Annotated in this window: 14 protein-coding genes; 3 read left to right on the top strand and 11 right to left on the bottom strand. The window is 59.7% G+C overall.

Features of this window, described 5'->3' with window-relative positions; all coding sequences use genetic code 11:
- Positions 1-122 precede the first annotated feature (122 nt).
- The 8 genes from U5K31_08660 to U5K31_08625 all read right to left on the bottom strand — a co-directional run bounded on the left by U5K31_08660 (position 123) and on the right by U5K31_08625 (position 8,970).
- Positions 123-935, bottom strand: a complete 813-nt coding sequence (locus U5K31_08660; GenBank protein ID MDZ7772793.1) for a glycogen/starch synthase — start codon at positions 933-935, stop codon at positions 123-125.
- Between the two features lie 30 nt (positions 936-965).
- Positions 966-1,793 carry a phosphosulfolactate synthase gene (locus tag U5K31_08655; GenBank protein MDZ7772792.1) on the bottom strand — a complete coding sequence of 276 codons (828 nt, stop codon included), beginning with the start codon at positions 1,791-1,793 and terminating at the stop codon, positions 966-968.
- 99 nt (positions 1,794-1,892) lie between these two features.
- Positions 1,893-3,725 (bottom strand): 1,4-alpha-glucan branching protein GlgB, encoded by a 1,833-nt coding sequence (glgB, locus tag U5K31_08650; GenBank protein MDZ7772791.1) that lies wholly within the window; start codon positions 3,723-3,725, stop codon positions 1,893-1,895.
- A gap of 18 nt (positions 3,726-3,743) precedes the next feature.
- On the bottom strand, positions 3,744-5,237 hold the full coding sequence (locus U5K31_08645) for a sodium/proline symporter (GenBank protein ID MDZ7772790.1): 1,494 nt from the start codon (positions 5,235-5,237) through the stop codon (positions 3,744-3,746).
- Between the two features lie 285 nt (positions 5,238-5,522).
- A complete protein-coding gene (locus U5K31_08640; GenBank protein MDZ7772789.1) occupies positions 5,523-6,926 on the bottom strand; it encodes a Glu/Leu/Phe/Val dehydrogenase in 1,404 nt (467 codons plus the stop codon).
- A 172-nt stretch (positions 6,927-7,098) separates the two neighbouring features.
- Positions 7,099-7,617, bottom strand: a complete 519-nt coding sequence (locus U5K31_08635) for a 2'-5' RNA ligase family protein (GenBank protein MDZ7772788.1) — start codon at positions 7,615-7,617, stop codon at positions 7,099-7,101.
- A gap of 96 nt (positions 7,618-7,713) precedes the next feature.
- Positions 7,714-8,499, bottom strand: coding sequence for a hypothetical protein (locus tag U5K31_08630; protein MDZ7772787.1), 786 nt, complete (start codon positions 8,497-8,499; stop codon positions 7,714-7,716).
- Between the two features lie 195 nt (positions 8,500-8,694).
- Complete coding sequence (locus tag U5K31_08625; GenBank protein ID MDZ7772786.1) at positions 8,695-8,970, bottom strand: hypothetical protein; 276 nt, start codon at positions 8,968-8,970, stop codon at positions 8,695-8,697.
- A 116-nt stretch (positions 8,971-9,086) separates the two neighbouring features.
- On the opposite strand from U5K31_08625, the gene dinB reads away from it, so the two are divergent.
- Together dinB and queA are read left to right on the top strand one after the other, a co-directional pair.
- Positions 9,087-10,175, top strand: a complete 1,089-nt coding sequence (gene dinB, locus U5K31_08620) for a DNA polymerase IV (protein MDZ7772785.1) — start codon at positions 9,087-9,089, stop codon at positions 10,173-10,175.
- A gap of 45 nt (positions 10,176-10,220) precedes the next feature.
- Positions 10,221-11,231, top strand: coding sequence for a tRNA preQ1(34) S-adenosylmethionine ribosyltransferase-isomerase QueA (queA, locus tag U5K31_08615; protein MDZ7772784.1), 1,011 nt, complete (start codon positions 10,221-10,223; stop codon positions 11,229-11,231).
- Positions 11,232-11,258: 27 nt separating this feature from the next.
- Here the strand turns inward: queA and U5K31_08610 are convergent, their stop codons facing one another.
- From U5K31_08610 to U5K31_08600, 3 genes are all read right to left on the bottom strand, one after another.
- Positions 11,259-11,648 (bottom strand): hypothetical protein, encoded by a 390-nt coding sequence (locus U5K31_08610; protein ID MDZ7772783.1) that lies wholly within the window; start codon positions 11,646-11,648, stop codon positions 11,259-11,261.
- A 93-nt stretch (positions 11,649-11,741) separates the two neighbouring features.
- A complete protein-coding gene (locus U5K31_08605; protein ID MDZ7772782.1) occupies positions 11,742-12,407 on the bottom strand; it encodes an FAD-binding oxidoreductase in 666 nt (221 codons plus the stop codon).
- 56 nt (positions 12,408-12,463) lie between these two features.
- Positions 12,464-13,324 (bottom strand): dienelactone hydrolase family protein, encoded by an 861-nt coding sequence (locus U5K31_08600; protein ID MDZ7772781.1) that lies wholly within the window; start codon positions 13,322-13,324, stop codon positions 12,464-12,466.
- A 169-nt stretch (positions 13,325-13,493) separates the two neighbouring features.
- Here U5K31_08600 and U5K31_08595 point away from each other — a divergent pair, with 169 nt between their 5' ends.
- Positions 13,494-14,507 (top strand): hypothetical protein, encoded by a 1,014-nt coding sequence (locus U5K31_08595; GenBank protein ID MDZ7772780.1) that lies wholly within the window; start codon positions 13,494-13,496, stop codon positions 14,505-14,507.
- The last annotated feature ends 9 nt before the right edge of the window (positions 14,508-14,516 follow it).

Here is a 14,516-nt window from a genome sequence, read left to right as displayed (position 1 = left end):
TTCGCAGGCGGAAAGGAACATTGCGCCCATTATGAGGCCGGTCAGCAATAAAAAACCAATTCTGCCGTGTCCGGCGGTATACTCAAAAACCTGCACTGAAATACTTCCTAAAAAATTTGGTTTTATTCCTCTTCGTCGTCACTGCCTGCAATCTCTTCATAGTATTCGGCAAACTTCGAGGAAACGTCTTCGGGAGATCCCTGGATGCTGGTGGGTTTGATACCCATATTCTCGAATAGATCGTCCAGCTGATCGCTCAGCTGGTTACCCGTGACCACGTGATCACTGAACTTCAATCCGAGCGTCCGTATATCAACCTTGCCATCCTCCACCAGATCGCCGGTGTCGAAGTCTTCGCCCAGGTTCAACAGATCGAGAATCTTCCGGTCGAACACCCCGTTGTTTTCGGGATGGTGGATGTTGTACACGATCTTCGAATTTTTAAACAGATCGACATCCTTGTAGTTCTCCCTGACGAGGAGAGGGATCAATCCAGACGGCCAGTCGTGGCAGTGGATGATATCCGGCTCCCAGCCAAGCTTGATAACAGTCTCAAGCACGCCTTTATTGTAGAAGACCATCCGCTCATCGTTGTCTTCGTAATGCTCGCCGCTCTCCGGGTCCATGAAGAGCGCCTTCCTCCCGAAGTACTTTTCGTTATCCAGAAAGTAGACCTGCAGCTTTGCGTTGGGGATACTGGCCACCTTGATGAGCATATTGGCCGTGTCTTCGCCCACCTCCACCTCGATGCCCGACAGGCGGATGACTTCGTGCAGGCGGTTCCGGCGATCGTTAATCTTGCCATACTTGGGCAGCAGGATACGAATCTCGTAGCCCTTGTCCTGCAGGGAGGCCGGCAGAAACCGCAGCAGATCGGCGGTGTTGGTCATTCGGGCAAATGGGGAAATTTCAGCGGCGGCGTATAAAACTTTCATATAAACGTTTCGAATGAAGCGTTGGAGTTCCTATTGGTCTTGTTGGGAGGGTCCCGACTTGTCGCGGTCCAGGTAAAACTGGTTCATGTCCTCGTCGTCCAGGGAGTAGAAGTCGAAGAGGGTGTCCCCGCGAAGTCCCAGGCGAAGCGTCTCTACCGGAATGACTTCCTCCGGCAGGATATTGCCCAGGTTCACATTGGAGCCGAACTTTTTGATAAACCAGACCTGCTGCTCCTTTTTGGGCGCCTCGAAGATGAGGCTGTCGACGGAGACCTGATCGGCAATTTCGTCGATCAGGCCGGAACGCACTTCGCCGTTTGGGCGAAAAACCCCCACGGTGCCGCTTTCGCGGGCCTCGCATATGATTTTCCAGGCGCCGGCTTCCAGCTCCTGATTGATCATCTTGACCCACTTGTAGGGGGGGATGATGTCGTTGGGATTCTTGCTTCCCACTTCGGACAAGATCGTGAAGTGCTTGCTCATCCGGCGGATGATCTCCAGCTTGCGCTGGTCGGAAAGCCAGATGGTACCGTTGGACACCTCGGCGTGCTCGAGATTAAATCGGTCCAGCAGGCGCATATAGTCCTCGAGCTGGTCGCGCAGCACATAGGCCTCAAAGAGGGTGCCGCCGAAATAGACCGGGATGTCCACGCTGGCATAAACGGAAAGCTTTTCTTCCAGGTTCTGGGTGACGTAGCTGGTACCCCATCCCAGCTTGACGATGTCAATGTAACCCGAACTCGCCTCGCAGATATCCTCTACCTGCCGGACGCTGAGTCCCTTGTCCAGCACGAGGGTCATCCCTTTATCCCTCGGTTTTTCGGTACGGGAAGGGAGGTGATTCAGCTTGAAGGCCATTGAATCCATATAATTTGACATTTTAAACGGTCTAAGATACTAAAACCATCCTTCTATATAAAGCTCCTAAAAACATGAGGCAGTGGACTCGTTCCGCCGTCAGCCCTCCCACAGTGCCCCGCTGCACGGGGGGAGCCGGGGGGAGCCGTCGTCCGAAACAAGTTCGGTATCGTACTCCCGGCTGAAAATAAGCGGGGCGCCGTATTTTTTCGCGTCTCCTGATCCCAGTCTCCATGGATCCGGGCCGAAGTTGAAGAAACCATGAAGGTTCTGGCCGCTCCGCGGATCACGGCGACGAAAAGAGAAGCGTCCCTTCTCCCTGCCGGTGAGATCCTCCCAGGCAAATCCCTCCCAGCCCGAGGGCTCGGCATGAAGGGCGGGGGAAGAGAGGTAGAAGCGCAGCAGCCGGCGCAGATACTCCTGCAGCGCGCGGTGACCCGGCAGCTCCCGGACTTCCTCCCAGGCGAGGAAATGCCCTTCCGACCATTCGCTCCGCTGTCCCCATTCAGATCCCATGAAGAGCAGTTTTTTACCCGGACAGGTCATCCAGTATAGATAGAGCAGGCGCAGGTTGCGCAACTTCTCGGCGGGTCCGCCGGGCATCCTTTCCCAAAGCGAGCCCTTCATATGCACCACCTCGTCATGGGAAAAGGGCAGCACATAGCGCTCCTTAAAGGCATAGGTGGCCGGAAAGGTAATGCCGTGGGAGACCTCTCCGCGTTCTCCGGAATCGAGGCTGGCGTAGTGTAGGGTATCGTTCATCCACCCCATGTTCCACTTGTAGTCGAAACCCAGCCCCCCCTCGCCGGGCGGCCGGGTAACCCCTGGCCAGGAGGTGGACTCCTCGGCTACGGTGATCACGTCCGGGTGCTCCTCGCGGAGCATGCGGTGCAGGTCCTGCAGAAAGGCCACCGCTCCCAGATTTTTCTTGCCCCCGTAGACATTGGGCAGCCACTCCTTCTTATCTCGAGAGTAATCCAGATAGAGCATGGAGGCCACCGCATCCACGCGCAACCCGTCCAGATGGTACTCCGAGCACCACCAGGAGGCGCAGGAGAGCAGAAAGCTTCGCACCGGACCCTTGTCCAGGTCGAAATTAAGGGTGCCCCAGTCGGGGTGCTCGCTGCGCCGGGGATCGGGGTGCTCGTAAAGAGGAGTCCCGTCGAATTGCCGAAGCCCGTGTTCGTCCTTGGGAAAGTGACCCGGCACCCAATCCATAATCACTCCCAAGCCGCGGCGGTGGCAGGCCTCCACCAGTGCCTTGAGCCCCTGCGGGGGACCGTATCGCGCGGTGGGTGCAAAAAATCCGGTCACCTGGTAACCCCAGCTCGCCCCATAGGGATGTTCGGCCAGCGGCAGGAGCTCCACGTGCGTGAAGCCCAGTTCGGAGACGTATCGGGCCAGCGCCTCCCCCGCTTCCCGGTAGGTAACCTGCCCGCCCTCCCCAGGGGGACGCCAGGAGCCCAGGTGCATCTCGTAAATGGCCACCGGGGCATCCTCTGCGGCATGGCCCGCGCGACCGCGCATCCATTCGCCGTCATCCCAGGCCCAGTCCTCCAGGCCGGGTACCACCGAGGCCGTGCGGGGAGGCGGTTCGGTACGGAAGGCCAGGGGATCGGATTTCAGGAAGGCATCGGTCGCGTCGTCCTTCCCGCCCTCACCGCCGTCCGGCCATATCGCGTACTTGTAGCGGTCGCCCGGGGCGGCCTCCCCCGCCACACCCTGCCATATGCCGCTTTCGGGGTCCTTTTCAAGTAAATTGCGGCCGGCTTCCCAGCCGTTGAAATCGCCGGCCACGCCCACGCGGACGGCGTGCGGCGCCCAGACGGCATAACGCACGCCGTGTCCGCCGTCCATGGGATGGGCTCCGAGGCGATGGTGGAGGCCGGAGAAGGTGCCGCCGCGCCAGGCCTTGCGTTCGCTATGGTTCAGGAGGGGCTGCAGGGGATCTTATTTGTCCATTTCCACGAAAACCTCGTCGATGCGCTCGGGCTTGCGCGTGAGCTTGCTGACGGCCCAGGTAGCCAGAAGACTCAGGAAGAAAGCGGGAATAAGCTCGTAGAGGTTGTCCTTGAGCACCGGAGTGTAGTACCAGACGATGGTAACCACGGTGCCGGTCAGCAGTCCGGCGAAGATACCTGCCCGCGTGGTGCCGCGCCAGTAGAGAGCCAGGATGGAAGTGGGACCGATGGTGGCGCCCAGTCCGGCCCATGCAAAGAGTACCAGCCAGAAGACCAGCTCCTGCGCCAGAAGGCCAAAGACCAGGGAAACGGCCACCAGTCCAACGACCACGAGGCGGCTGTAGCGCACCAGTTTCTGCTGGGAAATATCACGTCCCTTGCAAATAATGCGGTCATAGATGTCCCGTACCACCGCCGAGGCGGCCACCAGAAGCTGGGAGTCGGCGGTGGACATGATGGCGGCAAAAATGGAGGCTACCACCACCCCGAAAACAGCGGGATGGAGGTGCTGCTGGGCGAGCACGGGATAGAGATTTTCGGTGTCGGCCGCCGGCAGCAGGTCCGCCTCGGGGAAGTACACCCGTCCGGCCAGTCCGATGAAAATGGCGCCCCAGCCCATAACCACATTCCAGACGGTACCGATCACGGCCGTCCAGCGGAGCTGTTTGGGATCGTCGATGGACATGTAGCGGGAGAGGATGTGCGGGTTCCCGGGCGATCCCAGGCCTATGCCCAGGAATCCGGCAAGTCCCCCGAGAGTAATGGCCGCCGGATCCACAAAGGCGGCACCCTCCATATCGGTCAGCTGCGAAAGAACGGTGCCCAGACCGCCTGCGTCGGCGATGGCGATCATGGGCAGTACCACCAGGGCGAATATCATGAAAATGGCCTGGAACATGTCGGTGAGACTCACCGCCAGAAAGCCGCCGACCACGGTATAGGCCAGGATGATGGCGGCCGTGATCAGGATGCCGCTGGTCTGGCTGATGTGAAAGCTGGAGGCGAAGGCCTTGCCGCCGGCCACGAACTGTGCGGAGACATAACCTACCATAAATATGAGAAAGACGGCCACCAGGGCCATACGCAGGTAGCCGTTGCGGTCGTTGAAGCGTTCGGCAAAGAAATCAGGTACCGTAATGCAGTCGTAGCTTTCGCTGAAGTTGCGCAGACGGCGGGCGTAATAGAGAAAAAGGAAAAGCTCCACCGTGGTGTATCCCACCACCGCCCAAACCGCGTTGGCGCCCTGGGCGTAGGCCATGCCGGTCACGCCGAGCAGCAGCCAGGCGCTCCGGCCGGATACCACCGCGGAGAGGGCCACCACAAAGCGGTTCATTTTGCGGCCCCCGATAAAGAATTCGCTGATACCCTCCGATGAAAAGCGTGCGGAGTAGAGGCCGATCCCCACCAGGAGCAACAGGTAGCCTACGAAGGCGTAGACGGCGGTCTGGTCCACCGCCAGCTGTACGGCTTGGGTTTCATCCATTGAAGGTACCCTTTTCCCTTTCCGAGAGAAAAACGGCCAGCCCGACAATAAGCACCGGCAACACGAACATGATGAGGTAGAAAGAGATCATGACAGTGTAACTCTTCAGGCTCCGCTTCGTAACAGGTACTGTTCAGCGGTTATTACATAACGGGGCTTACAAACGATTACTCCTTATCGATAACCGTCAAAACAAGGAAACCTTCTGTAGATTACGTATCCAGATTCCTTGTCCCCGTTTCTTCCGGCACCGCCGGGAGGACGGGGTTTTTTTTTGCCTGCGGATCAGGGGAAAATACCCATCTGCTCGTAGATGATGCCCACCTTCTCAATAGCGCTCAGGAAAGCCGCCGTGCGCAGGTCAATATCGTGCTTCTTGCGCAGTAAATTAATCTCGTTGTAGGCCACGATCATGGTTTCCTGCAGGCCTGAGTCCACCAGGTCGTACTCGCCGGCTCCCTTGGCCAGGCCCTGGAGCTCCTCCTCGGTAAAGGTGCGGTCGGAGATATTCTCGATCACACCCAGGATATTTCGGTAGCTGGTCTCCTCGAAGCGCTTCTCCATACGCCCGAAACGCACGTGGGAGAGGTTTTTCAGCCATTCGAAATAGGAGACGGTGACCCCTCCCGCGTTCAGATAGTTATCGGGGATAATCAGTACGCCCTTCTTGGACAGTATCTCGTGGGCGTCGGCCGTGGTCGGTCCGTTGGCAGCCTCCCCGAGGATCTTCGCCTTGACATTGGGGGCGTTCTCCTTGTTGATCTGGTTTTCGAGAGCGGCCGGGACCAGGATATCGCACTCGGCCTCCAGCACCGCCTTGTTGCCGTTCAGCTTTCTGGTGTCCCCGAAGCCAAGGATGGAACCCGTCTCCTCACGGAAGGCCATGAGCTTTTCCAGGTCGATGCCGTTTTCGTCGTAGATGGATCCCTCGATTTCCGAGACGCCCACCATTTTGGCGCCGCCCTCGATGAGGTACTTGGCGGCGTGGTAGCCCACGTTGCCCAATCCCTGTATGACGAAGGTCTTGCCCTCCAGGCCGGGATCAAGGCCAAGCTGTTTCATATCCTCCTCGTTCCGGCATGCCTCCCTGATGCCGAAGTAAACGCCCCGCCCGGTGGCCTCGGTACGCCCGCGGATGCCGCTCTGGGGAATGGGCTTGCCGGTGACACAGGCCTCGGCATTGATGTTGTTGGTGATCTGGCGATAGGTGTCCATGATCCAGCCCATCTCCTTTTCGCCGGTGCCGTAGTCGGGCGCCGGCACGTCGGTTCCCGGCCCGATGAAATCCTTTTTTATCAGCTCGAAGGTGTAGCGGCGGGTGATGCGCTCGATCTCCGCCTCCGAGTAGTTCGAGCGGTCAATACGGACCCCGCCCTTGGCTCCGCCGAAGGGGACGTCCACCACCGCGCACTTGTAGGTCATCAGGGCGGCCAGGGCCGTGGTTTCGTCCTCGTTGACAGCCTTGCTGAAGCGGATGCCGCCCTTGGTGGGCAGCTTGTGATGGCTGTGCTCCACGCGCCAGCCCTGGATCACTTCGATGGTGCCGTCGTCGCGGCGGAGGGGAAAGGTGATATGCAAAACGTTGTTGCAGATCTTGATCTGCTCCAGCAGGCCCTTTTCAAACCGGGAATGACTGGCAGCCTTGTCAAATGCACGGTTGACCTGCTCGAAAAACTTGTAGTCAGACATGTAAACGGGATGAAACTGGCATTCAACGCACCCGCCATCAGCGGGGGGTGTGTAAGAGCTTTGAAACAATCGCAATATTATGGGAGAGTGTCAACAGATAAAGTAGCCGTGAAAAGCGGTGCGAGGATGTTGCGCCATCACCCGTGCGGACTTCTGAGAAAGGGATGAGGGGCTAGCCGCCGAATTCGGCCGTATGGATGTGCTCCCAGTCGCGGGGCAGGCCGTCGGTGCGGATCAGCAGCAGGCTGCTGATGGAGAAACGGAGGTGAAACTCACGTCCCATCACGTTGAGTATGCGCTCTTTTTCCTCGCGGTCGAGGTCGCCGTAGAGGAGACTCAGGTGGGGGTGGTAGGGTTCGGCCGCCTCCAGGCCGAAGAGCTTTTCGGCACGCCGCCGGGCGGCCATCAGCTCGTCGCCGGGATCCACCTTTACGTAGAGCGACTGGTAAAAGGTGTTGTTGTAAGCCGCGGTTGTCAACAGTATTTCGAAGGGGGCTGTGGAGCGGGCCAGCGTGTCGGTCAGCTGCACCAGCTCGGTCCGCCCCTTTTTTACGCTTCCCAGCAGGGTGACGTGCGGCTTGAATTGCGGGGTGTCGTACTTCTTGCTGAGTTTCTTTATGTGCTGTTCCAGGCTGAAGGCGATGTCGCCGAAAGGTCTCAGCCACAGGGAATACGCTGCTTGGTCCGCCATACGTCAGGTGTCCGTTTTACCGGGCTGGAAAGGGTCCGGCGCCGGGTGGTGTGATTGAAGGTGAACAGGCAAACGAAGGGTGAAGCTAAAGTAGAATTACGAATCATTCAACGGCAGATATACGTGCAGGTGGTCGGCCGTGCCGGTATGCCGCAGGGTCTCGAATCCAAGTCCCTCGAACAGCCATTTCAAAGTGAAATTCTTCCACTCCGCCCGGCCGATGGTGCGCAGGTCCACCGCATGCACATAGCCGCTCTCCTGCACGTAGTGCATGGACTGCTGGCGGGGCGTAAGCCCCATGGCCCGGTAGTCTTCCGGCGTGCGCCCGATGTCGGTGAGCAGCAGCCGGTCGTCGGCCAGGGAGACCGTGGTGACCGCCACGCGCATGACGGGGTGCAGAGTACGGTAGTAGGTGCGCACATTCTCCGTCTTGGTGTTCAGGCTGGAGATGTAGATCAGCGCATAGACGCAGTAGGCCACCACCAGAACCGCGGAACCGCGCACCAGGTAGCGGTGCCGCCACGCGCCGCTTCGAAAGCGCAGGGAGGCGTAGAGCAGGTAGGCCAGAAGCAGGACCACCGTTCCGGCCACTCCTGCACCCAGCGCCAGCCAACCGTTAAGCTCCCATGCCGCGTAGGTCCACGTGGACACGCGGACCAGCACCACGAAGGGCAGCACGATGGCCGCGGCCAGTAGCAATATGGTGCCCAGGATACGGCCGGGACCCCAGGATCTGCGTCCGCTGCGCGACCGGCTCTTCTCCGGCGTGGCGGAGGCCGGGCCGGAGGAGGCGGGCCCCTCCCTGAGCTGGCGGTCCAGCTGCTCGTTGAGTTCCCTGAGCTCCTGGAAGCTCATCCGATCGTGGGATGCGTCGGAGGACACCGTGAAGCTTTTGATTGGAGGGAGTTCATGCGGTTGCACGATGCAGGAGGGGGCGTTGTTGCACCGCATAAAAAAACCAGGCCGCCTCATCCCGGTAAAACCGGGCTGAAAGCGCCTGGTATACAACTCATCACCATCCCTGGCACCAAGTTACACAAAATCGCAAAAGATGCCAGTGCTCCCTGAAACGGGCCTTCAGGGGTGCGCTTCGTTGTGCCCGTGATCCTCCTGCAGGTAGAATACGTTGGCCAGGAAGAGGATGGAAATGCTTCCCAGCAGCGCGAAGAGCAGCGTGCCCGGAAGCTGAAGGGCGAGCCCTATACCGCCCACCACCACAGAGCCTACGGCGCCGCCCGCCACGTTGGGTACCAGTCCCACGCCCTTGTTGCCCAGGACAAGCTTGGTCAGTCCGCCTATCAGCAGGCCGAGTGCGATGAGCCAGAAAATCGAGGTGCCGTTTAGTTCTTCCATACCTGTAACAATGGTTATATTTCAGGGTGCCGTGCCGCCCCTAAAATAGGCAGAAGCTGGGAAACATGGAATGTGGATTGCCCCGGCGGCCGGCCTGCCCGTGACCCGGACGACCCATGCCTGAAGACGACCGCAAAATCATCCATATCGACATGGACGCCTTCTACGCCTCCGTGGAGCAGCGGGACTTCCCCGAATACCGGGGCAAGCCGCTGATCGTGGGGGGCTCGCCCGAAGGGCGCGGGGTGGTGGCCGCCGCCAGTTACGAAGTGCGCAGATTCGGAGTGCACTCGGCTATGCCGGCGGCGCGGGCCGCCCGGCTCTGTCCCCATGCCATTTTCGTCAGGCCCCGCTTCGAGGTCTACCGCCAGGTCTCCGAACAGATTCGTGAGATCTTCTTCCGCTACACCGACAAGGTGGAGCCGCTGTCGCTGGACGAGGCCTACCTGGACGTCACCCGCAACCACATCGGGCGGCCTTCTGCCACCCTCATCGCGCGCCGCATCCGCAGGGAAATCAGGGAAGAGACTTCCCTGTCCGCCTCCGCAGGGGTGTCCTACAACAAGTTCCTGTCCAAGATCGCCTCGGATCTCGACAAGCCCGACGGGCTTTCGGTCATCCTGCCTGAGGAGGCCGAGGCCTTCCTGGAGGAGCTGGAGATCGGAGCCTTCCACGGCATCGGCGAAGCCACCGAGTCGAAGATGCACTCCCTGGGCATCCGCACCGGGAAGGAGCTGAAAGCGTGGTCGGAGATCGACCTGGTGGAGCAGTTCGGGAAAACCGGGCGCTTCTACTACCGCATCGTGCGCGGCATCGACTCCAGGGAGGTAAAGGCCCACCGCATCCGAAAGTCCATCGGCAAGGAACGCACCTTTTCGGAGGATGTGGACGACCTGGACTGGATCCGTGACTTCCTGCGCGAGCTGGCCGGCAAGGTATCCGGCAGCATGCGCAAGAAGAAGGCCGCCGGCAAGACGGTTACCCTGAAGGTGCGCTACGCCGACTTCGAAACGGTGACCCGCAGCACCTCCTTTCACCAGTATATCGACGGGGCGGAGGACATCGCCGCAACGGCCGTTGGCCTGCTGGAGGAGACCGAGGTGGGACGGCGCAAGGTACGCCTGCTCGGCATTACCCTGTCCAACCTGAACCTCAACGAGCGCGGGCACTTCGAGCAGCTGGAGATTCCCTTCGGGGAGGAGTAACGCGCCGCCTTCACACCTTCCGTTAATTTCTCGATCTTGCTTCCTATGCCGTACAACCTGTCCGACTTCAACTACGAGCTTCCCGAGGAGCTCATCGCCCAGCAGCCGTCCAGCCCGCGAGACCACGCCCGCCTGCTGGTCTACGACCGCGAAAGCGGCTCCATCACAGACGACCGCTTCTACAACATTGCCGACCACCTGCACCCGGCCACCACCCTGGTGGCCAACAACAGTCGCGTGGAGCCCTGCCGGCTGCTGTTCGAGGGTGGTTCCATGGAGATCTTCATTCTGGAAGAGCTGCAGGAAGGACGCGTGCGTGCCCTGGTGCGGCCCGGGCGCAAGTTCCGTGAGGGCAGAACGGTGGACCTGGGGGAGGGAAAAGAGGCCGAGGTGCTGGAGGTGGACGGGGAGGGCATCCGTACCCTGCGCATGACACCCGCGGCGGGAGACGCCTCCTACGCTCCCCACCGCCGTACGCCCTTCCCGCCGTACATCGAGCAGGACGAGAGCCTATCGGAGGAGTACCAGACCGTCTACGCTCGCTCGCGGAAGTCTGGCGCCAGCAAGGCGGCTCCCACGGCGGGCCTGCACTTCACCCCGGAACTGCTGCGTTCGCTGAAGGATAGAGGATGGACGTGGACCGAGGTGACCCTACATGTGGGACTGGGCACCTTCGCGCCCGTAAAGGCGGACGCCATCGAGGAGCACACCATGCACGGCGAAGAGTACGAAATCAACGAGAGGGCCGCCCGGGAACTGAACCGCGCCGGCCACCTGACCGCGGTGGGCACCACCTCCGTACGGGTGCTGGAGGCGGAGGCGGGGGTGCGGGAGCGTTTCGAGGCCTGCCGCTCCTCCACCGACATCTTCATCCGTCCGGGCTACGAATTCCGGGCGGTGGACGCGCTGATCACCAACTTCCACCTGCCCAAGAGCACGCTGCTCATGCTGGTGGCTGCCATGACCGGCCTGGAGGAGATGCACCGCATCTACCGGCACGCCATGGAGGAGCGCTACCGCTTCTACTCTTTCGGAGACGCCATGCTTATAAGATAGAGGCGCCTGCAGGCGGTTCGTCGCAGTCTAGCTGTTGCCGCCCTGTGGATTCTGGGGACCCTGCGGTTGCTGATTGCGCATCTGCTCCTGCATCTCGTCGCTGTCCACCATCTTCACCTGATTGCTGAGCTCGGTCTTGAGCTCCTCAAGATCGTCTTCGGTGAGCAGGTCGTCCACACTCTCCACACCCACCTTGATCATCAGGTTGTAGAGCATGCGGTTGAAGAGCATCTGGTGGGCGGCGGAACTGAGCTGCATGAGCTGCTGCTGGGGCACCTGGGCGCCGCTCAGCTTGATCTTGTTCATGATGGGCTCCAGCATGTTCTCCAGTTTTTTGGAGAGCTGCTTCTCCAGCTCCTTGGCATCCTGGTTCTCCTTGCTTGTCACTTCGTTTCCGGACGGGTCGACTAATTTCATGTGTAAAGGCTTGTTTTTGCTTTCAATTCACTGCTTGAACAAAGTACGCTAAGCTATCAATCCATGACCGAAATACAAAGTGCGGTCCACTGCCTACTCTTCGAAGACCAGCGCGTCGGGATCGGCGCCCAGCTCCTTAAGGTAGCCCATCATGGCCTCGTTGAAGGGCTTGGGGCCGCAGACGTAGAAGGGCTGCTCGACGTCGTCGATCTGCCCGGACAGGAAGTCCTTGTCGATGAGGCCGTGGTGATAGCGCTGCGTCTCCTCGTGGGTGATCACATTGACAAAGTCGTCGCCCAGCATTTCATGAAACTCCCCCCGCAGGATAATATCCTTTTCGGTTTTGTTGGAGAAGATAAGCCTGTTGCCCTCCAGATCGCCCTTCTCGCGCAGGCTGCGCAGGATGGCGATGAAGGGCGTAACCCCCGCGCCGCCGGCCAGGAAGACGCCCGGCCCCTTGTATTGGATGGTGCCCCAGGGGTCGTCGATCAGAAAAGAGTCGCCTTCTTCCAGCTCGCCGATCTGCTCGGTGACCCCGTGGTGGTCCGGGTAGATCTTGATGGTGAACTCCAGGTAGGAATCGTCGTTCAGCGAGGTAAAGGTGAAGGGACGCTTCTTCTCCCTCCAGCCGTCCCGGTCGATGGCGACCTCCGTGGCCTGGCCGGGTTCGAAGACGTAGCCGTCGGGCTTTTCAAACCGTAACTGCCTTACGTCGTGGGTCAGCTGCTTGATGTCGGTGATGCGTACGGAATATGCCATGGAATCGCTTGGGTCTGGGTCTGGATGCTTAGTCGGTTGGGTATCAGGCGGACAGACTATTCTCTGCCGGTCTTCAGGTGCTCTTCGAAGAAGGACACGGTTTTCTGCCAGGCATCGGTGGCCGCCTCCTCGTTAAAGCGCGTGCCGGAGGGGTTGGCGAAGGCGTGCCCCGCCCCGTCGTAGATGTGGATGGAGTGCTCCTTGCCGAGGGAGTCCAGCACGTCCCGGAATTCGTTCACCTCGGAGGGCGGAATGCCGCTGTCCTCCGCTCCGAATATGCCCAGAATGGGCATCTGAAGAGTCTCCAGCTCGGAAGGATCGGTGACCAGGCTGCCGTAGTAGATCACCGTCGCATCGATCTGCTCCGGCATGGCGAGGGATGCCTGCAGCGAGTAGCCTCCCCCGAAACACCAGCCGATGATACCCACGTTTTTGACGTCAAATCGCTGGGTCAGGTACTGGTAGGCCTGCTCAAGGTGTCGGATGCTGCGGCTCTCATTGGACCGCGCCTCACGGGCGTAGGCGCCGGCGCTGTCGGGCGAGGTGGCCACCTTGCCGTGGTAGAGGTCCACCGCCAGTGCGGTGTAGCCCTGTCCGGCCAGCCTGCGGGTCATCATCTTGACGTTCTCATTCAGCCCCCACCATTCATGGATGACGATGACGCCCTGCGGGTAGTTGCGGGACACCTCCGGGCGGGCCATGTAACCGGTTACCTCTTCCCCGTTGATCAGGGCATAGGGCACGCTCATGGTATCCACGGGATGTTCCTGGGGAAAGGCTTCGGTGTTGGACACCGGCTGGTCGCCGGCGTGCTCATCCTCCATGCGGTCCACGTACTCGTCGCCACTGCCCGACGAACAGGCGGCCAGCAGCAGGACGGTTGCGAGAACAAGTATATTCTTAAAAATTGACTTCATGGTCTCAATCCTATTTTTTAGATGCAGTTACAGCAAGCCAGGGTATCATCGTTCCGGGTTCAAACAACCAAAAAACAAGATGAAACGTTTGATGCCTTTTCAGATCCCATACCCGGGACCAACAGGGATGCGTCTTCCAACGTAATTGTGAGAAAACCAAGGGGTATGTATGGGATTTGATTTCGACAAAGCCAGCCAGTCGTTTGATTCACTGCCTTTCCAGGACCGGCTTTCGGCCGTGGGGAACCTGGTCAAGAACACGTTCACCGTCATCGGAAGGGACCGCGACATTGTCGTACCCTTCACCCGCATGGCCATATACCATTTCATCATGGTGACCACCTTTTTCTACGGGGCCATGGGATGGTGGTACGAACTTCCCGGGGAGGCGTGGGCCCTCGTGCTGGCCGTCCTTCTCTTCCTCTACAAGCACTTCTACCACAACAAGCAGGAGATCCGGCTGAGCTGGACCGTGAACGAGACCATCACCGGCAACGACCCTGACTATGCGGGCGCCACGAGGGCGAGCAAGGGACTCAAGGGACAGATCCGTATCCTGGCATGGCTCGACATCGGCATGGCCGTATTGCGCAGGGCGAAAAGCAAGGAGGGAGGAGTGGTCAACTGGCTGATCAACCTCTTTATCACGGGCCTGAGAGAGGTATGGGACCTGGTCAACCACTACCTTCTGCCGTCGGTGGCCGTGGACGGCCACGATATCAAGCCGGGCATCGAAAAGATGAAAAAACTGAAAGACCAGGTGCCCGAAAGCCTGGTGGGCGTCTTCGGCATCGACTTCCTGGGCAGTGTGATCAGGCGTGTGACGGTCCCGGTGTACACCGGACTCTTCGTAATCGCGGCCCTGGCGGGATATTTCGGGACCGGCCTGTTCCCTTCGTACGAGATACCTTTTGAAGGTACTCCCATCACCTTAACCCCCATCCCCCTGGTAATCGCTCTCTACTTCGGCAAAATCTTCAACAACCTCTTCGAGCGCACGGTCACCTGTATCAAGGTGATCTATTTCACCATCTTCTACGCCAAGATCACCCATCCCGACAGCATCAGCGAGGACCTGCGGGAGGAGCTGCTGAATTACCTTAAGCTGGACCAGGTCGACGAGGTGGAGAACCTGGACAGCCAGGAGGCCGCCGAGGGGGACATGCAGGCGGCACCGGCCTAGGCAAAGACG

It is taken from the genome of Balneolaceae bacterium, assembly GCA_034521445.1.
In the GTDB taxonomy this organism is placed as follows: Bacteria; Bacteroidota; Rhodothermia; order Balneolales; family Balneolaceae; genus JAXHMM01.
Note: the sequence above shows the minus strand (reverse complement) of the source record. Positions and strands in the feature narration are given on the sequence as shown.